Annotated in this window: 16 protein-coding genes and 1 pseudogene; 13 read left to right on the top strand and 4 right to left on the bottom strand. The window is 42.9% G+C overall.

What is annotated here, in order from left to right:
* Nucleotides 1-46: 46 nt before the first annotated feature.
* The 8 genes from ACSAJE_RS03275 (at nt 47) to ACSAJE_RS03240 (ending at nt 10,299) form a co-directional block, all read left to right on the top strand.
* The gene (locus ACSAJE_RS03275; protein WP_458009664.1) at nt 47-538 is read left to right on the top strand and encodes a Gx transporter family protein; all 492 of its coding nucleotides are present in this window, start codon (nt 47-49) and stop codon (nt 536-538) included.
* A 75-nt stretch (nt 539-613) separates the two neighbouring features.
* The gene (locus ACSAJE_RS03270) at nt 614-1,279 is read left to right on the top strand and encodes a ClpP family protease (RefSeq protein ID WP_022025808.1); all 666 of its coding nucleotides are present in this window, start codon (nt 614-616) and stop codon (nt 1,277-1,279) included.
* 124 nt (nt 1,280-1,403) lie between these two features.
* Nucleotides 1,404-2,279 carry an undecaprenyl-diphosphate phosphatase gene (locus tag ACSAJE_RS03265; RefSeq protein WP_458009663.1) on the top strand — a complete coding sequence of 292 codons (876 nt, stop codon included), beginning with the start codon at nt 1,404-1,406 and terminating at the stop codon, nt 2,277-2,279.
* A gap of 13 nt (nt 2,280-2,292) precedes the next feature.
* Entirely contained in the window at nt 2,293-5,256 is a 2,964-nt protein-coding gene (locus ACSAJE_RS03260) for a DNA translocase FtsK 4TM domain-containing protein (protein ID WP_458009662.1), read from the top strand.
* Nucleotides 5,253-6,203, top strand: coding sequence for an ATP-grasp domain-containing protein (locus ACSAJE_RS03255; RefSeq protein WP_458009661.1), 951 nt, complete (start codon nt 5,253-5,255; stop codon nt 6,201-6,203). Before ACSAJE_RS03260 ends, ACSAJE_RS03255 begins: the two co-directional genes overlap by 4 nt.
* A gap of 4 nt (nt 6,204-6,207) precedes the next feature.
* Complete coding sequence (locus ACSAJE_RS03250) at nt 6,208-7,149, top strand: ATP-grasp domain-containing protein (protein ID WP_458009660.1); 942 nt, start codon at nt 6,208-6,210, stop codon at nt 7,147-7,149.
* 75 nt (nt 7,150-7,224) lie between these two features.
* On the top strand, nt 7,225-8,895 hold the full coding sequence (locus ACSAJE_RS03245) for a formate--tetrahydrofolate ligase (protein ID WP_458009659.1): 1,671 nt from the start codon (nt 7,225-7,227) through the stop codon (nt 8,893-8,895).
* A 285-nt stretch (nt 8,896-9,180) separates the two neighbouring features.
* Nucleotides 9,181-10,299, top strand: a complete 1,119-nt coding sequence (locus ACSAJE_RS03240) for an IS110 family RNA-guided transposase (protein ID WP_458008882.1) — start codon at nt 9,181-9,183, stop codon at nt 10,297-10,299.
* A gap of 422 nt (nt 10,300-10,721) precedes the next feature.
* On the opposite strand, the gene ACSAJE_RS03235 is transcribed toward ACSAJE_RS03240, so the two are convergent.
* A complete protein-coding gene (locus ACSAJE_RS03235; RefSeq protein WP_022025802.1) occupies nt 10,722-11,186 on the bottom strand; it encodes an aspartate carbamoyltransferase regulatory subunit in 465 nt (154 codons plus the stop codon).
* Nucleotides 11,187-11,197: 11 nt separating this feature from the next.
* Nucleotides 11,198-12,115: an aspartate carbamoyltransferase gene (gene pyrB, locus ACSAJE_RS03230; protein WP_118690398.1), complete on the bottom strand. Its 918-nt coding sequence runs from the start codon at nt 12,113-12,115 to the stop codon at nt 11,198-11,200.
* Nucleotides 12,116-12,287: 172 nt separating this feature from the next.
* On the opposite strand from pyrB, the gene ACSAJE_RS03225 reads away from it, so the two are divergent.
* Together ACSAJE_RS03225 and ACSAJE_RS03220 are read left to right on the top strand one after the other, a co-directional pair.
* A complete protein-coding gene (locus ACSAJE_RS03225; protein WP_118690399.1) occupies nt 12,288-13,784 on the top strand; it encodes a methyl-accepting chemotaxis protein in 1,497 nt (498 codons plus the stop codon).
* 115 nt (nt 13,785-13,899) lie between these two features.
* The gene (locus ACSAJE_RS03220; RefSeq protein WP_458009658.1) at nt 13,900-16,185 is read left to right on the top strand and encodes a hydratase; all 2,286 of its coding nucleotides are present in this window, start codon (nt 13,900-13,902) and stop codon (nt 16,183-16,185) included.
* A 136-nt stretch (nt 16,186-16,321) separates the two neighbouring features.
* Here the strand turns inward: ACSAJE_RS03220 and ACSAJE_RS03215 are convergent, their stop codons facing one another.
* On the bottom strand, nt 16,322-16,582 hold the full coding sequence (locus tag ACSAJE_RS03215; RefSeq protein ID WP_022025797.1) for a DUF4321 domain-containing protein: 261 nt from the start codon (nt 16,580-16,582) through the stop codon (nt 16,322-16,324).
* 213 nt (nt 16,583-16,795) lie between these two features.
* Here ACSAJE_RS03215 and ACSAJE_RS03210 point away from each other — a divergent pair, with 213 nt between their 5' ends.
* Nucleotides 16,796-17,902 carry an LCP family protein gene (locus ACSAJE_RS03210; protein WP_118690401.1) on the top strand — a complete coding sequence of 369 codons (1,107 nt, stop codon included), beginning with the start codon at nt 16,796-16,798 and terminating at the stop codon, nt 17,900-17,902.
* Between the two features lie 56 nt (nt 17,903-17,958).
* Nucleotides 17,959-18,993, top strand: a complete 1,035-nt coding sequence (locus tag ACSAJE_RS03205) for an LCP family protein (RefSeq protein ID WP_182448252.1) — start codon at nt 17,959-17,961, stop codon at nt 18,991-18,993.
* Between the two features lie 138 nt (nt 18,994-19,131).
* On the opposite strand, the gene ACSAJE_RS03200 is transcribed toward ACSAJE_RS03205, so the two are convergent.
* Nucleotides 19,132-20,403 (bottom strand): D-alanyl-D-alanine carboxypeptidase family protein, encoded by a 1,272-nt coding sequence (locus tag ACSAJE_RS03200; protein ID WP_458009657.1) that lies wholly within the window; start codon nt 20,401-20,403, stop codon nt 19,132-19,134.
* 231 nt (nt 20,404-20,634) lie between these two features.
* Between ACSAJE_RS03200 and ACSAJE_RS03195 the strand changes: the two are divergent.
* A pseudogene (locus ACSAJE_RS03195) lies at nt 20,635-20,925 on the top strand (YhbY family RNA-binding protein); the annotation flags it as partial.
* Between the last annotated feature and the right edge of the window lie 84 nt (nt 20,926-21,009).

Raw genomic sequence — 21,009 nt, 5'->3', positions numbered from 1 at the left:
GATGTTCGTATGGCAATCCTTTTTCTATAGTTGAGGAGAAACGAAGATGGATACAAAATCTCATAAAATTGCAGGCGTAGGAGTGTTAGTGGCTCTTGCTATGGTCCTTAGCTATTTGGAATCATTGATACCTATATCATTAGGTATTCCCGGAATTAAGCTTGGATTATCGAATGTGGTAACACTATTTGCGTTGTATCAGTTCGGTGGTGGGATAGCATTCGGAGTGGCTGTCTGCCGTATTGTACTATGTGGGGTCACTTTTGGCAGTTTGTCTACGATGCTGTATAGCTTTGCGGGGGGATTACTTAGTTTTGCAGTTATGTTTGTTTTGAAAAAAACAGAAAAGTTTTCGATATATGGGATCAGCATTGCCGGCGGCGTGATGCACAATGTCGGGCAGCTTTTGGTTGCGGCATACGTGATGCAGACTGCAAAAATTATTTATTATATGCCGGTTCTTCTTATTGCCGGGACTCTGGCAGGTGCGGCAATTGGCATATTAGGAGCGATGATCTATCGCAGGATCGATACATAAACACAAGAACCGTATAATAGAAATCTGTTTGGCGCATACTACAAGAGACGAAACAGAAAAGTGAGGTGTGTGCAGATGGACGAGGTACTAAAAGAATATGGAATGCGTTTGCTGGTGAATGAAGAGACGGGGGTGAGAATGCAGCTGGTCTCGATCATTGGAGAGATTGAAGGACATGAATCGGCTTCCAGTCAGACCAAAACGACAAAATATGAGCATATGCTCCCGATCTTGGCGTCGTTAGAGCAGAGTGACAAATTGGATGGCATATTATTTTTGATCAATACGGTAGGTGGAGATGTGTCCTGTGGACTTGCGTTGGCAGAGATGATCGCCGGTTTATCCAAGCCAACAGTAGCGCTTGTTGTGGGAGACAGCCATTCGATCGGGGTGCCATTGTCAGTTGCGGCAGATTACACAGTGATCGCCCCATCGGCGACAGTGATCATTCATCCGGTACGCATGAGCGGAATGGTGCTTGGAGCGCCGCAGACATATGAGTATTTTCGTTTGATACAGGAACGGATCACCGGATTCATTGCCGCCCATTCTAACGTGAGTGAGGATACGATCGAACAGTGGATGATCACTCCGGGCATATTGAGCAGAGATCTGGGCACAATCTTGGTCGGCAGGCAGGCGGTAGAGGCAGGCTTGTATCAATGTGTGGGCGGTATTCATGAAGCACTGCAGGAATTGCAGCAGCGCATTGCCAAAAACAGAACAGACATTTGCAGTTGATATGAGGGTATGCTATAATGAGCTATAAGACGGCTCATTATAGTAGTTTACATAACCCGTTGTGTTCAGGTGCGCAGAGCGCGGGGGGAAGCTGTAAAGATTGCGTACAGAAATGAGGATGGATATGCCAGTTTGGAAGGGGATTATATTAGGTATTGTTCAGGGACTTGCAGAGTTTTTACCAATAAGCAGTTCCGGGCATTTGGTTATTTTGAAAGAGATCATGCACATAGACTTAGAGGGCGGTGGCCTTTTCTTTGATGTTATGCTGCATTTTGGAACATTATTTGCTATTTTTGTAGCATTCCGACATGATATTTTGAAGATGATCGTGGAAGGATTACATATTGTAGGAGACGTATTTGCAAATATCGGAATTTGGTTCTCAGGATTTCGAGGGAATGAGCGTCATTATCACAAAATTGTTCGTACAGCTTATCGAAAGTTTGTTATGTTAGTGATCGTGTCTACGATTCCGACAGGCGTGATCGGCATCTTATTTAAGGATACGGTGGAACTTGCAGGAACTGTGTTGGTCGTTCCGGGCATCTGTCTGTTGATCACTTCTGTATTTTTGGTTATTGCAGATTATGCAGATGAAGGAACAAAACGACCAAGAGAGGCGTCGTATGTCAATGCGGGATTGATCGGTGTTGCACAGGGAATCGCAACAATGCCGGGGCTGTCGCGTTCCGGAACGACGATTACAGCTTGTCTGCTTTGCGGTTTTGAAAAGAAGTTTGCTGTGAAATATTCTTTTATTATGTCGATCCCGGCTGTTTTAGGCGCGGTCGTGTTGGAGTTAAAGGATGTTGCTAAGGCTCCACTGCAGGCGTCAGCAGTACCGGCATGTGCAGTGGCGACAGTTATTTCCGCAATAGTAGGATATTTGTCAATCTGCATTATGATGCGTTTGATACAGGGAAAGAAATATAAAATATTTGCAGTTTATTGTGCGATCGTAGGACTGATCACGGTCGGCTATGGAATATTCAGATAATTGGAGGAGTGTCATGGCAGCAAAGACATCTGCGGCAAAGAAAAAGGCAGGCAGCGGAGGGCGAAGTGCCAAAAAAACGACAAGCGGAGTAAAGGCAGTACATAGTACCAAGCCGTCTGGCAGGACAACGTCTAAAACGACGGCTCACAAGAAGAATGGAAGCGGCGGTACATCGAAAGCGAGTCGCACCGGGACGAATACATATCGTCGACGCACGATTGAAGAAATGAACGAGTATCAGGACCATATCGCATTTGAGCAGGGAATGACGATTTTGCTCAATTGTGCTGTGTTAGTGCTATGCTATGTGAGTTTTTTTGGGCTTGCCGGACAATTTGGAGCGGTAATAAAAAACATTTTTATGAAATTATTTGGCTGGACGGCATGGATGATTCCGATGGCAATCGTTCTTGCTGTTATTTTTTCGATCGTAAATCCGGGAGACAAACGCGTACCGCGCAGAATTGCCAGTGGTACGGTAATCGTGTTGGCGTTAATGGGATTGACGGGCAGTGGTATTGTTGGTAAATACATCGACTTAGGAGTATTCCGTGTACTGGGTGAAGTGGGTGGTTATTGCGTATTAGGCGCATTATTATTAGTTAGCATTTACATATTTTATGGAATTGAATGGATGGCAATGCTGCGCAAGCGAAATGCCTATTATCAGGAGATGGGAGAAGCCTATGAGGTGATCCGTCAAGAAGAAGATTACACGGTGCCATCTTACAAGGTTCGTCCACCGAAACGACGTAAGATATACTCGGATCATCAAATGCAGTCTGTCAATTTGCAGCAGATGAATGAGCAGATAGACCGGATGCAGGAAAAAGAACAGGAAAATCGCAAAAATACAAATACAACCAAAGAAAAAGCCGGAAAGCTGGAAGAGATATTACCGAGTGGGAAAAGTGTGCGTACGCAGACGCAGGAACAGGAGTCGATAGAGCATCAAAAAGTGCAGCAGGAAGAACAGCATATGTCGGTGGAGCCATCTTCAGAGATTCCAATCTATCGTGAGGAACTGCGACGCAAGTTTGATAAACCGTTGTCGGAAACAATCACATCACCGTTACACGAGCAGCCTTCGACGCAGTCACTTGAGAGTTACATTGCGGAAACGAAGGAGAATATGACACAGGCAATGGCAATGACGGAGAAGGTTTCTGAAGAGCCGAAGAAACCGGCAAAGACAAGTCGGACAAATCGTAATAGTCTGAATAAAGCAGAACGTTCAACGACAAAATCAGAGAGCAGTACGGTGCGAGGAGGAAGTGGTGCGGTTTCTACCTATAACGCTGCGGAGATTGCAGATGCTTTTGCGTCCGGTAAGGAAAAAATGACTGCAAAGCAGAGTGAAGAACAGCATAAACCATATGAATTTCCTCCGGTGGAATTGCTTAGTGTTCCAAAGGAGATACCGGGAAGGGTCAGCGACAGTGAGCTTCGTGAGACAGCAGCCAGACTGCAGGATACGCTGCGCAGCTTTAATGTGAACGTGACGATGGGACCGGTCACCTGTGGACCAACCGTTACCCGTTTTGAAGTGCTTCCGGAACAGGGTGTCCGAGTAAATAAGATCACTAATCTTACCGACGATCTTAAGCTGAGTTTGGCGGCACCGAGTGTTCGTATTGAAGCACCGATCCCGGGAAAATCAGCGGTTGGAATTGAAGTGCCAAATCCGGAGCCAAGTCCGGTGTATTTTCGAGAATTATTGGAGGGCGATGATTTCCGTAAGGCAAAATCGCCGGTTACGTTTGCGGTTGGTAAAGATATTGCCGGTAAACGTATTATGACGGATATTGCCAAGATGCCGCATTTATTGATCGCCGGAGCGACCGGTTCCGGTAAATCGGTATGTATCAATACGCTGATCATGAGCATTTTGTATAAGGCAGATCCATCTGATGTCAAGCTGATCATGATCGACCCGAAAGTGGTAGAGCTTAGTGTATATAATGGAATCCCGCATTTGTTCTGTCCGGTTGTGACGGATCCACGCGAAGCGGCATCTGCGCTTAATTGGGCGGTGCGGGAGATGATGGAACGATACAATTTATTCAAAGAACTGGGAGTACGTAATATTTCCGGTTACAATCAAAAGATCAAGACAGTAGAGGATCCGGAAAAAGCAGGATATTCCAAAATGCCATCGTTAGTTATCATTGTTGATGAGTTTGCTGATCTGATGATGGTTGCTTCTAAAGAAGTGGAGGATGCGGTGTGCAGACTGGCTCAGTTGGCACGTGCAGCGGGAATTCACTTAGTATTGGCAACACAGCGACCATCGGTAAATGTCATCACCGGCGTTATCAAAGCGAATATTCCATCGAGAATTGCATTTTCGGTATCATCAGCCATTGACTCCAGAACGATACTGGACAAAGGTGGAGCAGAGAAACTGCTTGGTAAAGGTGATATGTTATTTTTTCCATCGGGAGAATCGGAGCCGGTACGTGTGCAGGGCGCATTTGTTTCGGATAAAGAAGTCAGCGATGTGGTTGAATTCCTATGTGAGGCAAATGAAGAGCCGGAATACAATCATGAGGTGACAGCAATTACGGAAGAGCCGGATGGCACAGTGACAGAAGTCGTATCCGAAAAACCGGATGTTGATGAGTATTTTGCCGATGCAGGACGTTTTGTTATTGAATCAGAGCGTGCGGCAGCAGGACAATTACAGCGTCGTTTTTCAATAGGATTTAATCGTGCAGGACGCATTATTGACCAATTGCATCAAGCAGGAGTAGTCGGACCGGCAGAGGGCACTAAGCCTAGAAAGGTATTGATGACGATGGAGCAGTTTGAGGCATATCTGTCAGGAGGCGATGCAGCAACAGAAGCAGATGAGCTGGAAGCTTATGCACAGGAACTTTCTGCAAGTGATATGTTAGAAAATCCGGAGCATGTGATCTCGGAAGAGCAAGATCCATTACAAGGGATGGTAGATGATCTGGAGGAGCATGGAGTATGATGGCGACAAAAAATATCCGGGGATTGTTGGTGACAAATGCGTTTCTAAAAAACGGTAAATTTGTCGAGCATTATGAGTGGCTGCGGGAAGCTGCAAGGCAGCAGGAGATCCGGCTGGATCTGTGCGATAACGCTATGCTTCATGCAATCTATGGAATGGAATCTGATGAGGCAAAGTTAGCGTCATATTCGTTTATTATTTTTTGGGACAAAGACATACGTTTGGCAAAATGGATGGAGCGTTATTGTCAAAAACGGGGGATTCCGATCTTTAACACGCCTGAGGCGGTTGCGGCTTGTGACGATAAGAGTGAAACTTTTCGGTTGCTAACAGAGGCATCGGAGGAGGCGTTTTCCTTGATCCCATCTGTTGTTGCTCCCTTAACATTTGCTACTGTGGGTTATACAGATGTGGATTTTTTGTCTTCGATCGAGAAGCAGATAGGCTATCCGATGGTGATCAAAGAGTGTTTTGGGTCGTTTGGCTGGCAGGTTTATTTGGCAAAGGATCGGGAAGAGGCACTTAGCTATACGAAAAAATTGGCGGGCACCCCATTTTTATATCAAAAGTTTATTGCTGCGAGTGCAGGTGTGGACGTGCGTTTGCAGGTTGTAGGAACAGAAGTGGTAGCGGCAATGAAGCGTCGGTCAAAAACGGATTTCCGTGCAAATTTATCGAATGGCGGGCAGATGGAAGCTTATGAAGCTTCGCAGGAAGAATGTGATCTTGCTGTTCGCGCAGTGCTTGCATTGGGGCTTGATTTTGCGGGCGTTGATCTGTTATTTGTAAGTGGTGAAGATAAACCGGCAAATATGATCTGTGAGGTGAATTCCAATGCACATTTTCGAAATATTGCAGAATGTACCGGGGTAAATACAGCAGACAAGATCATGCAGTATATTAAGCGTGTGTTGGAAGGAAAACAGGAGAGAAATCATAGGGGATGAATAAATGCAGCGCATAGGTTATATGATTTATGAAACAGCAGAAGGGGAGAAAAACCGTGGCTTTGTGTCTATGTTTGCACAGGCAGGAAAAGCCTATGGTCTGAGATTTTGCTTGGTGACAAAGGATCAGTACAAAACGTCCCCCTTGCCGGATTTTGTGATCAATCGGACCAGAGATCCTGAAGTCAGTCTGTTCTATGAATGTCATGGAGTTTTGGTATTTCATTCGAGTGATATCGTTCATACCGGGAATGATAAAGCGGTGACTTTGCAAAAACTCAAACAAAAGTGGTCAGCAAAGAGCCCACTACAGATACCAAAAAGCACTGTGATCGATCTGACGCAGTATGCGGTCGGACTGGCAGATATGACACAGGTATCCATTGAGACCCAAAAGAAGAATGCTTTTATCAAGCTGAAAAGGGTAGTATTGAAATGGCAGGACAAATGCGGTCTGATGGGACATAATGTAGTGCTTAAATCGGTTGGTGGACATGGCGGCAGCGAAGTATTTCTGGTATCTATGGAAGAATGGGATGAAGAAGAGAAAACACAGGAGAAACTGCAACCGCTTCTTAACCGAAAGTTGTTGTGCCAGGAATGGATAGACAGTGACAGCCGCGATATACGCATCTATGTTATAGGAGGACAGCCTTATGCAGCGGTACTTCGTCAGGGCTTTGGTGATTTTCGCTCGAACTATTCCCTGGGTGGGTCTGTGCGAGAGTATCCTCTGGACAATATGACAAAAGAGTTAGTCAGACAGTATATTATGGCGTTAGGAGGCAGTGCCTTAGCGTTTGTCGGAGTGGATTTTTTGTTAGAGAAGAGTGGATGCATGGTATTTAATGAGTTAGAAGAAATGGTGGGATGCCGTATGTTGTACGCCTGCAGTGATCACGACATTGTGTCGGATTATGTAGGGTGGCTTGCCAAAAAACTATAAAAATGATAGGATAAAGATTAGTCACTTTTAGGGGGACTATGAGGAGCAGGAGAAAGAGAATGGAGGATTTTGTACATGAAATCAGATATTGAAATCGCGCAGGCAGCCAATATGATTCCAATTTGGGAAGTGGCAGAACAGCTGAATATCCCGAAGGATGAATTAGAAATGTATGGTAAATACAAAGCAAAGCTTGGAGATGAGCTTTGGGATAGAGTAAAAGATAACCCGGATGGAAAGCTGATCTTAGTGACAGCGATCAATCCTACCCCGGCAGGAGAGGGCAAGACAACAACTTCCGTTGGTCTTGGACAGGCTATGGGGAAGCTTGGCAAAAAGGCAGTGATCGCACTTCGCGAGCCATCTCTTGGACCATGCTTTGGTATCAAAGGTGGAGCGGCAGGAGGCGGTAACGCCCAGGTAGTTCCGATGGAGGACTTAAATCTTCATTTTACCGGTGATTTTCATGCAATTACATCTGCCAATAACTTGTTGGCAGCCATGCTGGATAACCATATTAAGCAAGGCAATGCATTGCAGATCGATACGAATCAGATCGTGTGGAAACGCTGTATGGATATGAATGATCGTGTGCTTCGTAATATTGTGGTTGGTCTTGGACGTCCGGTAGATGGAGTTGTACGCGAGGATCATTTTATTATCTCTGTTGCCTCAGAAATCATGGCAATCTTATGTCTTGCGGATAATATGAAGGATCTGAAGGAACGTTTGTCTCGTATTATCGTAGCTTATAATTATGCCGGTGAACCGGTAACGGCAGGACAGTTAAATGCAGTAGGAGCAATGGCAGCGTTATTAAAGGATGCCATCAAGCCTAATATGGTGCAGACGCTTGAAAATACACCGGCGTTAGTACATGGTGGCCCGTTTGCTAATATTGCACATGGCTGTAATAGTGTCCGTGCAACAAGGACCGGACTTAAATTAGCGGATTACGTCATTACAGAGGCTGGTTTTGGCGCAGATCTTGGTGCAGAGAAGTTTTTTGATATTAAGTGTCGTATGGCAGGCATGAAACCGGATGCAGTTGTATTGGTTGCTACGGTACGTGCCCTGAAATATAATGGCGGCGTTGCCAAAGAAAATCTTGGTGAAGAGAATCTGGAAGCGTTAAAAGCAGGTATCGTAAACTTAGAGAAACATATTGAGAATGTTGCAAAGTTCAAGGTACCATGTGTAGTAACTTTGAACCGTTTTGTAACGGATACCGATGCAGAGCTTCAGTACATTGAGCAGTTCTGTAAAGAAAGAGGCTGTGATTTTGCACTTTCCGAAGTATGGGAAAAAGGTGGAGAAGGCGGCATTGCTTTGGCAAAAGAGGTAATTCATACGCTGGAAACCAAAGAGAGCGATTTTACACCGTTATATGATACCGAGTTATCTATTCGGGAAAAGATTGAGAAGATTGCGAAAGAAATTTATGGCGCCGGCAAGGTTAATTATGCACCTGCAGCAGCGAAAGCAATTGACCGTTTAGAGAGTCTTGGGTATGGCGATACACCAATCTGTATGGCAAAGAATCAGTATTCATTGTCTGATGATCCTAAGAAGTTAGGTCGTCCGGAAGGATTTGAGATTACGATACGTGAAGTGTATGTGTCCGCAGGAGCAGGATTTGTCGTTGCGATCACCGGTACGGTCATGACAATGCCGGGATTGCCACTTCATCCGGCGGCTGAGCGCATTGATGTAAACGAGGATGGTGTGATCACCGGTCTTTCCTAAAAGAAATGTAGTGGAATATATCGCACAACCGTAGTTTTTGATGATGTTACAAACATAATAGCAGCTAAAAAGGCTGTCCCTTTACCGAACATCTTGTGGAAAGGGGCAGCCTTTTTTTGACTTAAGTAGAGCAACAACACATTGTTTTACAAATCAGTAGAAAAGTGATCTGTTAGACAATATGTAATGACCTCCACTTTGTAACTTCGTGGATTTACCTGTATACTAATGATTGTCAAAAGCAAATAGTAACAGGGATTACCGCATACAAAGGGAGGTCATCAAATGAATTATAACACAGTTTACGTAGGAATGGATGTTCACAAGGAAAGTTTTTCACTTTGTGCTTACACAATTGAAGCCGAAAAGGCTTCTCACTACCAGAGGACAGAAGCTGATTACAAAAAAGTTCTGAACTATCTGGAGTTTCTTAGAACCATCTACGGAGACGATGCTAACTTCATATGCGGTTATGAGGCTGGCTGCTTCGGTTATACTTTGTATCACCAATTAACGGCGAACAATGTAAAATGCATTATTCTCGCTCCTACTACAATGCTTGAACAGCGTAGTAAAAAGCGTATAAAAACAGACAGACGTGATGCTGAAATCATTGCCAAATGTCTTGCACAGCATAACTACAGCCCTGTTCATATCCCAACTGCAAAGGATGAAGAAACAAAAGAATTCCTGCGCATGAGGGACGATCACAAACTAGCACTGAAAAAAGTGAAGCAGCAGATTCTTGCGTTCTGTTTACGCCATAACTATCGCTATGACGGAAAAAGTCATTGGACAGCAGCTCATCTTAAATGGCTTAAGGCCTTAACTCCTGAGGCTCTGTACAAGGAGATCCTCGACGAATACCTGCTGACATACCAGACACTATCAGACAAGATTGAACGATTGGATAAGCGTATTGAGGAGCTTGCAACACAGGATGAATACAAGGAAGCAGTGAAAAAGCTTTGCTGCTTCATCGGTGTGAAGACACATACTGCACTTTCTGTTCTGGTTGAAGTCGGTGATTTCAAGCGCTTTGCTTCTGCCCAGCACTTTGCTTCTTACCTCGGTCTTGTACCTGGTGAAGATTCCAGCGGCGATGATCAGAACAGACTAGGAATTACCAAAGCAGGAAACAGGCATGTACGGCTACTCCTAACAGAAGCGTCACAATGCTATGCAAGAGGACAGGTTGGTTTCAAATCCAAAGAACTAAAGTCCCGTCAGTCAGGGAATACACCTGCAGTCATCGCTTATGCTGACAAAGCTAACGAGCGTCTAAGACGCCGATACTACAAGATGGTGCTTAATAAGTATAAGAAACATAATGTAGCCAAAACAGCAATCGCAAGGGAACTTGCATGCTTCATGTGGGGCATGATGACAGATAACATTGCCTGACGTGGGTATAACATCGTGCTGCTACTGTCAAGACCCAGCCGCCTATGGCGGTGCTTGCGCAGCCTTGACATCATCATCCCGCTGTTATGGTGGGTAATTAAGCAGATGTAAGATGGCTTACGCCACATACATCTGGCCAATACAAAGTAACAACTGAAGACATCTTGAAAGGGCTTCGGCCATTTCAAGGTTCGAGCTATCTACGATTCAACTATGTCGGTACAGAGAGATCTGTGATCCACGCTTTTAGACGGTAGAGCTCACGGCGGACCATTGACCTGTAGGTAACCAATCCACGTATATCAGAGTGGCCAAGGCCGAGAACTGATACTCCGAGGCTCTTTCTGGGTGCCTTCAGCAACAATTAAATAAAGTTTGTGGTGATTTCTGTTAATTTGTACTTGACAAGAGGTCATTACATATCAGTTGACCAAACTTCCTTTGAATTTAGATTCACAATAAATGCAGCGATAAATCCGTCTGTTGCGGTCTGTCAATTTGAAAGAGTGTGGTAACTCCTGCTCGATCGAAGTGATACAGCGCGGATTTTTGCAGCGGATAATTCCGGTAACGGTTTCCGGAAGTTCCAGTTTATGTTTGGCAACGATATTGTTATCCTTAATAATATTGATCGTTAAATTTGGATCTAATACACCGAGAACATTCAGATCAATATCCAAAGGACCTTCGATCTTGATAATGTCCTTTTTGCCCATTTTGTTGCTGCGTGCATTTTTGATAATGGCAACAGAGCAGTCTAATTTTTCTAAGTTGAGATATTCATATATTTTCATGGCACCTCCGGCCTGAATATGATCGATGACAACACCCTCGTTTAATCCACCGATATTTAATCTGCCGGTTTCCGGAATTTCTTTCTGTGACATAGTTACCTCCTTTATTTTGCAAGTCCAAGCAAAGTCATGATCAGAGCCATTCGTACATAAACACCGAATTGTGCCTGCTTAAAATATACAGCACGAGGATCATCATCGACTTCAGTTGCAATTTCGTTGACGCGCGGAAGCGGATGCAGTACATACATATTTTCTTTGGCATAGCGCATCTTAGCTGCATCTAAGATGAAACTGTCTTTTAAGCGGATATAATCTTCCTCATTGAAAAAGCGTTCTCTTTGCACGCGTGTCATATATAAAATATCAAGTTTTGGCATATATTTTTCCAATTCATTGGTTTCGATGAAATCAATGTTGCCGTCCACCAGGACTTCTTGGCGAAGATAATCCGGAATACGAAGTTCATCCGGAGAGATCAATATAAAATGTATATTCGGATAACGTACCATAGCATTGATCAGAGAGTGTACGGTACGGCCGAATTTCAGATCACCGCACATACCGATGGTCATATTATCCAGACGCCCGGTCAGTGTTTTGATCGTTAAGAGATCCGTTAATGTCTGCGTCGGGTGATTATGTCCGCCATCACCGGCATTGATCACCGGTATCCGTGAATGCATTGCAGCTACGGTAGGAGCTCCTTCTTTTGGGTGGCGCATTGCACAGATATCTGCATAAGAAGAGATTACGCGGATCGTGTCAGCGACGCTTTCTCCTTTGGACGCTGAGCTGGAATCAGCGGAAGAAAAACCAAGCACGCTACCGCCAAGATTTAACATGGCTGCCTCAAAACTGAGACGTGTACGAGTGCTTGGTTCATAAAATAAAGTTGCTAATTTTTTGCCATCGCATACATGTGCATATGCTTGCGGATCATGCATGATCGACTGCCCTAAGGTCAATATGTGGTCCAGTTCATCCACCGATAAATCAAGGGGACTGATTAGATGTTTCATGAAAAGTACCTCCGTTGTATTTTTACAATATATTACCACAACATTTCGGGACATACAATGCTAACTTGAGAAAAAGAAATGACAAGTTAGTATTGAAGAAGAAAGGCAGTTTATGGTACTATATAGGTACTGATGTAGAGGTGGGATATTAACAGAAGGGAGAATTCATAGTATGAGTGAAATTTCAAAGAAAACAAAAAGCGAAAATGAGAGAATTAATCTTTTAGTATTCATTTTTGCGACCTTGATGGATGCATTTTTTGTAGTAGGATATCTGCAGGATGCATCGGTAGGAAACATTAGCTGGACATATGCGATCATTGTAGTTGCAGTTGTTGCAGTAGGGTTATTGATCAATGCGGTTTTATATATTCGTAATCATGGAAGTGTGGCACTGCGTCATACGGTTATGGTTGGATATGGTGTGTTATATGCAGTGATCATGTATGGCGCCAATAGTGACCTTGTATTTATTGCTGCCTTTCCAATGGCAAGCATTTTCATTTTGTATTTCGACTTTGCGTTCATCCTGCGAAGCAGCATTGGTTTGATCATTATCAATGTGGCATACGTAGTACGCTGTGTAGTCAATGGCAAGATGAATTCAGGAATTGATATTACAACGAGTACGCTGATCCTTCAGCTTGCAACGGTTGTTCTTACAATGGTGGTTGTCTGCGCAATTACTAAGCTTGCTGCACAGCTTAACAGCGAGAAAGTAAGTCGTGCACTTACTAATCAGCAAAAATCAGAAACTTTGCTGGAGGAAATTCTTCATATTTCCAAGCAGGTTAAAGAAAATTCTTCAACAGCTGCATCTTTGATGGAAGAGTTGCAGCAGTCTACAATTAGTACAGCAAATGCATTGGACGAGATATCGACCGGTAACAGTTCCAATGCAGAGAGCATTGAGCAGCAGACGGTGATGACTTCACAGATTCAGGAAATGATCACGAAGACCAGCAATCGATCTCAGGGAATGAAGCAGGTTGCCGAGATGAGTATGGAGTCGATCGATAAAGGCCGTGACTCTATGCAGAAATTACTTGAGCAGGCAGATGCTATTGCAGCTGAGAATGCAAAGGTACATACTTTAATGGGGGCTTTGACGGAGAATACCAAGGAAGTGGCTGAGATCACGCAAAATATTTTTGATATTTCCAGTCAGACAAATATGCTTGCTTTGAATGCATCGATCGAGAGTGCAAGAGCGGGAGAAGCAGGTCGCGGCTTTGCGGTTGTTGCAGAGCAGATCCGAGTACTTGCAGAGCAGACCAGACAGTTGACGGAAGGAATTTCTCAGATCACTGCCAAATTACAGGAAAATGCAGAAGAGACACAGGAAAGAATCAATGGTGTGTTGGAAGCATCTGAACAGGAGAAAAATTTGATCCAGGTAACGGATAAAGATTTCACCCAGATCCGTTCTCAGATGGATCATTTGAATGAGGACGTAGTAAATGTTTCCGAGGAGATCAGCCAGATCATGACCGCGAATGACTCTATTGTGGAAAGTATTTCACAGATATCAGCGGTCAGCGAGGAAGTTTCCGCTAATACATCTCAGGCGGCAGAGATGGGATATCAGACAAGCGAACAGGCTGCCAAAGTTGGCTCTTTGATGAATGAATTGCAGGAGAGCGCTGTAGAACTTGAAAAGTACATTTAATTCTATTAGAATAGAACAGTATGTTGTGTTTACCACATGACATATGATTACTTGAGCCAAGAGCATAATATGAAAGCTTAAAATCACTGGCTTAAGAGAAAGGTATGGTAACAGTATGATTAAGTTGTATGATAATGGTGTGTATTTGCTGAATGGGACAGATATCGTAGAAGATAACGGCCAGGCAGAAGCACAGATTCAGGCAAAATGTGGAGAGGTGCCATCAAAGGAGCAGGCCTCCGAGGGAACGATTGCATATTCTATTTTGAAAGCACATAATACTTCTGGTGGTATGGATAATCTTCAGATTAAATTTGATAAGTTAACGTCTCATGATATTACATTTGTTGGCATTATCCAGACTGCAAGAGCATCAGGATTGGATAAATTTCCTGTTCCTTATGTTTTGACAAACTGTCACAATAGTTTATGTGCGGTTGGTGGAACGATCAATGAGGACGATCATATGTTTGGTCTTTCTTGTGCTAAGAGATATGGTGGAATGTATGTGCCACCACATCAGGCGGTTATTCATCAGTTTGCAAGAGAAATGTTGGCAGAGGGTGGTAAAATGATCCTCGGTTCTGATTCTCATACAAGATATGGTGCCCTTGGTACTATGGCAATGGGTGAAGGTGGTCCGGAATTAGTAAAGCAGTTGTTAGAGCGTACGTATGATATTCCAATGCCTGGTGTGATCGGTATTTATCTGGATGGCGAGCCAATGCCTGGCGTCGGACCTCAGGACGTAGCACTTGCTATTATCGGTGCGGTATTCAATAACGGTTATGTTAAGAATAAAGTGATGGAATTTGTAGGTCCTGGTGTTTCTAAATTGTCTGCAGATTATCGTATTGGTATTGATGTAATGACAACGGAGACTACGTGCCTGTCTTCTATTTGGAGAACAGATGACAAGATCAAAGAGTTCTATGAAATCCATGGACGTGCCGGCGCATATAAAGAGTTGAATCCGGCAGCAGTTACTTATTATGACGGTATGGTATATGTGGATCTTTCTAAGATTCAGCCAATGATCGCAATGCCATTCCATCCAAGCAATGTATATACGATCCATGAGTTACAGGATAATCTGATGGATATTTTGGATGACTGCGAGAAGAAAGCGTTGGTATCTTTGGATGGTCAAGTTGATTTTAAGCTTAAGAATAAAGTGCGTAATGGCAAACTTTATGTAGATCAAGGTATTATTGCAGGATGTGCAGGTGGTGGTTTTGAAAATATCTGTGCAGCAGCTGATATTTTGAAAGGCGCAAGCATTGGAGCAGATGAGTTTACATTGAGTGTGTATCCGGCCTCTACCCCAATTTATATGGAGCTTGCTAAGAATGGTAAGTTAGCAGATCTTATGGAGACCGGAGCAATCGTGAAAACAGCATTTTGTGGCCCGTGCTTTGGTGCAGGTGATACCCCTGCAAACAATGCCTTTAGTATTCGCCATTCAACGCGTAACTTCCCGAACCGTGAGGGATCTAAGATCCAGAACGGTCAGATCTCTTCGGTAGCATTGATGGATGCACGTTCTATTGCAGCAACAGCAGCAAATAAGGGCTATTTGACAGCTGCCACGGACGTTGATGCAACGATCAATACACCAAAGTATTTCTTTGATAAAAATATTTATGCAAACCGTGTTTACGATGGTGTAGGAAAACCTGATTATAATGAAGAAGTGAAGTTTGGACCAAACATTAAGGATTGGCCGGAGATGTCTGCATTGACAGATGACATCTTGATCAAGGTTGTATCTGAAATTCACGATCCGGTTACGACAACTGATGAGTTGATCCCATCCGGTGAGACATCTTCCTTCCGTTCAAATCCTTTGGGACTGGCAGAGTTTACACTTTCCCGTAAAGATCCGGAGTATGTAGGCAAGGCAAAGGCTGTTCAGCTTGGTGAGAAAGCACGTGTTGCCGGCGAGGATATTTTCGCAGCACTGCCGGAAGCAAAAGAAGTTTTTAATAAGATCAATGAGAAATTCGATGTTGATCCTGCTAAGACACAGATCGGAAGCATGGTATATGCGGTGAAGCCGGGTGATGGATCTGCACGTGAGCAGGCAGCTTCCTGTCAGAAAGTATTAGGCGGTCTTGCAAACATTGCAAAGGAGTATGCAACTAAGAGATATCGTTCTAATCTGATCAACTGGGGTATGCTTCCATTCTTGTATCCGGATGAGATTCCATTTGAGAATGGTGATTATATCTTCGTCAAAGATATTAAGAAAGCGGTAGAAGAGAAGCAGGATGAGATCAAGGCTTATGTAGTCGGTAAAGATATGAAAGAATTTACTTTGAGTTTAGGAGCGCTGACAGATGATGAGCGTGATATCATTACAAAGGGCTGTCTCATTAATTACTACAGAGCACACAAATAATATATAGTAGTATGATTTTTAATTGAAAAAGCTGCAAGCATTACGGTGTACCTTGTAATGCCTGCAGCTTTTTTTGATATTCTTTTCGTTAGCAATGATTTTGTCATTTATGAATTTTGCATCGTTATTATGACGTTTAGATAAAATGATAAATGATCGTTGCGATCAAAATACCAAGAATACTTCCGATGGTAATTTTGATCTTGAGCCCGAACGTTAATACCAAAATTCCCAGATCTAGGACAAAAGGAGTTGTAAACCCAAAGTTTTTGCCATAGTTTAACCAGGACAGAGCAGAGATACCTGCAGTAGCCTGTGCGATAAAACTTCCGATCACGATACCTGCCAATACTAAGAGAAAAAGCGCCCAATTATTTTTTCCAGCACCACGTGCCATGTGTAACCCTCCATTCTTATAACATATACTTAGAAATAAATTATAGAGGATAGTACACTTGTTCGTCAAGTGCAGTTTTACAAGGCCGAAATCTGTCATTTCTATGAAGAATTTGTCATTTTTTTGGTAATAGCATTGTCATACCGTATTATTTTTGCTATAATTGTACAGATTAGTACGTAAACACAGAAGAGTTTTAGGGGGAATACGAACATGTGGAAAAAGGTGGTATTAAGCATTTTGCTTGTCATTAGTGTTGCAACAGGATTTTTCGCAGCGAAAGCGCAGGTAACGATCGAGGGGCGACTCAATAAGGTGAACCGTGATTATGACACAGATTTGAGTTCAGTAGATCTGAGCAACATTCATGTGGAGACGGATAGTAAAGTGATCAACATCCTGTTATTAGGAGATGATTATAGAACTTACGACGGCAGTACATCTCCGGGATTGAATGATGTCATCATGATCGGTACACTGGACATGAAGCATAATACATTGAAATTGACATCCATCATGCGCGATACGCTCGTTGATGTATACGGTCAGAATAAGAAAATGAAAGTTAATGCTGCCGGCAAGAAAGAGTTTGGCGGTTTGAAGAATCTTTACAAGACATTGGCAGAGAATTTTAATGTTAAAGTAGATGGGTATGCAGAAGTTGGCTTTAAGGGATTTGAACAGGCTGTAAATGCCGTTGGCGGCGTTGAAGTAGAGCTTTCGGATACGGAGGTTGAATACCTTAATAGAACTAATTATGTCTGGAAAAAGAAAAATCGCAAGTTTAAGGTTGGTAAACAACATTTAAATGGTGCACAGGCATTAGGGTGGTGTCGAATCCGCAAAGGAATGGACGTTATTGGAAAACCGGTGAAAACGGTAACCGGTCTGGCAGATGATTATGGACGTACTTGGAGACAGCGTACAGTGATCACTGCTCTTTTTGACAAGATGAAGTCACAGCCGCTTTCTAAATGGATGGAAGTAGCAGACAAAGTGTTAGGAAATGTCAGAACAGATCTGGATAATGATACGATCCTAAAATATATGAAAGATGCTGTGATGATGGGTACAACACAGATTCATCAAATGCAGATTCCGGTCAACGGATATTATAGAAATGACAAAAATAATGAATTTCCGGATGCACAGGGATGGAGTCTGGTTCCGACTAATGGTATTACAACGGATTATGACAGGACAGCCAATTCGGAAGCATTACGTCAGTTTATCTTTAAATATGATGGTAAAGATGAATTTAAATATACACCAAAAGATACAAGCACGGTGAGCAGTACCGGCAAAGATTACGATGAATAATGATATGCAGCCCCGCAAAGCCTGGATACGTTGCATACGACATGGAGGAATACCAAATGTGGAAAAAAGTATTAATGGGAATCTTATTAGTTCTTAGTGCTACGGCAGGTTTTTTTGTGGCAAAGGCGCAGGTGCTGTATAACAACAGCTTGAATCAGATCAATCGAGATTATGATACGGCACTTGCTAACGTTGATCTAAGCGGAATTCATGTGAATTCAGATGATCAGATTGTGAATATTCTCGTGGTCGGTAACGATTACCGAGAGGAAAGAGGATATGGTGCTAGTGGTCTTACAGATACAATGATCATTGCAACGATGGATATGAAGCATGGGACACTCAAAACAGCGTCATTGATGCGTGATCTTGTTGTTGAAATACCGGGACATGGCAAGAATAAGTTGAATTCTGCCAATTCTTTTGGTGGCATAGAATTGTTATATAAGACGATTGCTACGAACTTCAATATTGAATTGGATGGATATGTGGAGGTTGGATTTGCCGCATTTACCAAGATTATTGATAAAGTGGGTGGTATAGAGTTGGAACTTACTGAGTCAGAAGCAAGTTATTTGAATTCAACGAACTATATTCGAAATAAAAAGAGCCGTAATGTAAAGGTTGGAAAGCAGACCTTGAATGGTGCACAGGCATTAGGTTACTGCCGAATCCGTAAGGGTGGTGTTACAACGATCAATGGACTTCGCGATGATTATGGACGTACTTGGAGACAGCGCACGACGATCAATGCAGTCTTTAACAAGATTAAGAAGCTTCCGATGACGGATTGGCTGGACATTGCCAATGTAGTACTCAAAAAAGTAACAACAGACCTGACAAATGAGCAGATAACCGAATATCTGAAAGATGCAGTTTCCTTAGGAACGACCACGATCAATCAGATGCAGGTTCCGGTACAGGGATATTTTCGCAGTGGATATAATGGTGAGTATTCTTGCGGGTCATGTATTGTTATGACTTCTGGTGGAACTGCCTGGGATACCAGTGCTAATGCGGAAGCGTTGAATCAATTTGTATTTGATTATGATGGCAAAGAGGAGTTTAAGTATTCCCGTAGCGATTCCTAATTTTCATGGAATGATCGGTTATAAATAAGAACGGTAACAGGAACAAAGCAGGGTTTGCGGCTTTGTTCCTGTTTTTCTTGAGTGGATTTCTTATTTTGCTAGGGTGCTGATGAATACATGCCCGAAGAATTGTCTGAGTTATTTACCAATAATGGCCTGCAGTAGTTTTAGAAAAATATCGCTATAGCAGGCTTTTTTGATACTTTGCGCTGCTACAATGGGAAGGGAACCGATCTCCTGATCGTTTAATGTATATTGAACAGAACCGATGATTGTTCCCTCTTTGATCGGGGCCTGTAAATGTTTGCGATAGATGATCTTGCGCTTAGGCTTATAGGATTGTTCGTCTCCACAAAGTACGTATTGAAATTTTTTTTCAATGCGTGGAATCACTTCTGATGTGATACCACCGGAGATCTTTTGTGGGGAAAGAGTGATATCGTCCGGACTTTCTTGAAAGGCGGTACAGTTTGCAAAACCATAATCCAACAGGGCTGCCGCCTGTACAAATCGGATTTTTGGGTCTGGAGCAGCCATAATGACAGCGGTAAGACTGATTCCATCTCGTTGTGCAGTAGCACTGAGACAATATTTTGCTTTCGATGTGGATCCGGTTTTTAGACCGGTAATTCCCTGATAAGTACGGATTAGTTTATTGGTATTCGTTAGTCCAAATTTTTTCTTCCCCTTTTTGGTGATATGTGTAATAGTATCCATCCATACAGTAGAGTACTTGGAAATGTCCGGATACTTGGATACCAGAGATTGTGACATTAAGGCTACATCATAGGCACTGCTGTAATGCCCGCTCTCTATGGAGTCATCCAGACCGTTACAGTTTTTGAAATGAGTATGTTTCATACCGAGGGCTTTTGCTTTTTTGTTCATACGTTTTACAAAGGATTGCTCTGATCCGGCAAGGTGTTCTGCCATGGCCACAGCGGCATCGTTTGCGCTGGCTATGCTGATGCATTTGATCATTGTATTGACGTCCTGCGTCTCTCCCGGTTCCAAAAACACTTGTGAACCGCCCATAGATGCGGCATATTCACTTACTGTTACCTTATCTTCAAGTTTGCATTTCCCCTGTTCGATGGATTCAAAGATCAGAAGGAGGGTCATGATCTTGGTGATACTTGCCGGTATTAATTTTTTATCTTTGTTTTTGGCATATAAGATGCGTCCGGAAGCGTTGTCGATCAGAACGGCAGCTTTTGCGGTAATTGCCAGATCATTATTATGTGCTTGGTCTGCCTCAGCTTGTTTATTTGCTGTGCACCGAAAAGCTGGCTGATTTGTACATACTTTCGCAAAAACCTTGACAGATGTGAAGGCGTTGACATAAATAAGTACGGCACATAATATAAGAGCAAGCATTCGTCTTGACAGGATGGAACAAAATAATTGCATTGTGAGAATCCTTTCTGTACCAAATAGGTTAGTGCAGTAATATCAGTACGATTTGAAATATAATTATAGCAACATATGCGACAAAAAGAGAGAATATGTGTATTTTATCAAATTGAAAATTTGAAAAAAAGATATTGCTTTTTTCTGCCGCTATTTTGTGATATAATGAGCCGCAGAGAAAAACAAGCGGCTGCGAAGCAGGCTGAAAAAATGATAAAAGTGAGGATAAATATGACAAGTAAAGAAAGAGCAGAATTGAAAACACAGGCAATGAAATTAGACAGCATATTTCAGATTGGAAAGGCTAGTTTAACGCCTGCGATGGTTAATGCAGTAAAGGATGCCTTGCATGCAAGAGAATTGGTTAAAGTATCTGTACTCAAAAACTGTTTGGATGATCCGCATGAGATTGCACAGGTATTGGCAGAGAGAACCGGTTCAGAGGTCGTGCAGGTGATCGGCAAGAAGATTGTTTTGTATAAGAAAAACTTTGAATTGGAGGAGAAGCGTAAACGTGCTTTGAAACGTGAAAAGCAGAACCGTCATGGTGCAAAAAACATGAAAAAATCAGACAAAGTACAGAAAAGTTTTTCTAAGCCGGACAAG

Source organism: Jutongia sp. SJQ-6, assembly GCF_054161275.1.
Note: the sequence above shows the minus strand (reverse complement) of the source record. Positions and strands in the feature narration are given on the sequence as shown.

What these genes read in the sequence shown, in the direction of transcription:
- ACSAJE_RS03260 (WP_458009662.1), top strand. Translation starts at nt 2,293, where the DNA reads ATGGCAGCAAAGACATCTGCGGCAAAGAAAAAGGCAGGCAGCGGAGGG.
- ACSAJE_RS03235 (WP_022025802.1), bottom strand. Translation starts at nt 11,186, where the DNA reads ATGTCACAGAAAGAAATTCCGGAAACCGGCAGATTAAATATCGGTGGA.
- ACSAJE_RS03255 (WP_458009661.1), top strand. Translation starts at nt 5,253, where the DNA reads ATGATGGCGACAAAAAATATCCGGGGATTGTTGGTGACAAATGCGTTT.
- ACSAJE_RS03250 (WP_458009660.1), top strand. Translation starts at nt 6,208, where the DNA reads ATGCAGCGCATAGGTTATATGATTTATGAAACAGCAGAAGGGGAGAAA.
- ACSAJE_RS03275 (WP_458009664.1), top strand. Translation starts at nt 47, where the DNA reads ATGGATACAAAATCTCATAAAATTGCAGGCGTAGGAGTGTTAGTGGCT.
- ACSAJE_RS03215 (WP_022025797.1), bottom strand. Translation starts at nt 16,582, where the DNA reads ATGGCACGTGGTGCTGGAAAAAATAATTGGGCGCTTTTTCTCTTAGTA.
- ACSAJE_RS03270 (WP_022025808.1), top strand. Translation starts at nt 614, where the DNA reads ATGGACGAGGTACTAAAAGAATATGGAATGCGTTTGCTGGTGAATGAA.
- ACSAJE_RS03245 (WP_458009659.1), top strand. Translation starts at nt 7,225, where the DNA reads ATGAAATCAGATATTGAAATCGCGCAGGCAGCCAATATGATTCCAATT.
- ACSAJE_RS03265 (WP_458009663.1), top strand. Translation starts at nt 1,404, where the DNA reads ATGCCAGTTTGGAAGGGGATTATATTAGGTATTGTTCAGGGACTTGCA.
- ACSAJE_RS03240 (WP_458008882.1), top strand. Translation starts at nt 9,181, where the DNA reads ATGAATTATAACACAGTTTACGTAGGAATGGATGTTCACAAGGAAAGT.
- ACSAJE_RS03200 (WP_458009657.1), bottom strand. Translation starts at nt 20,403, where the DNA reads ATGCAATTATTTTGTTCCATCCTGTCAAGACGAATGCTTGCTCTTATA.
- ACSAJE_RS03205 (WP_182448252.1), top strand. Translation starts at nt 17,959, where the DNA reads ATGTGGAAAAAAGTATTAATGGGAATCTTATTAGTTCTTAGTGCTACG.
- ACSAJE_RS03220 (WP_458009658.1), top strand. Translation starts at nt 13,900, where the DNA reads ATGATTAAGTTGTATGATAATGGTGTGTATTTGCTGAATGGGACAGAT.
- pyrB (WP_118690398.1), bottom strand. Translation starts at nt 12,115, where the DNA reads ATGAAACATCTAATCAGTCCCCTTGATTTATCGGTGGATGAACTGGAC.
- ACSAJE_RS03210 (WP_118690401.1), top strand. Translation starts at nt 16,796, where the DNA reads ATGTGGAAAAAGGTGGTATTAAGCATTTTGCTTGTCATTAGTGTTGCA.
- ACSAJE_RS03225 (WP_118690399.1), top strand. Translation starts at nt 12,288, where the DNA reads ATGAGTGAAATTTCAAAGAAAACAAAAAGCGAAAATGAGAGAATTAAT.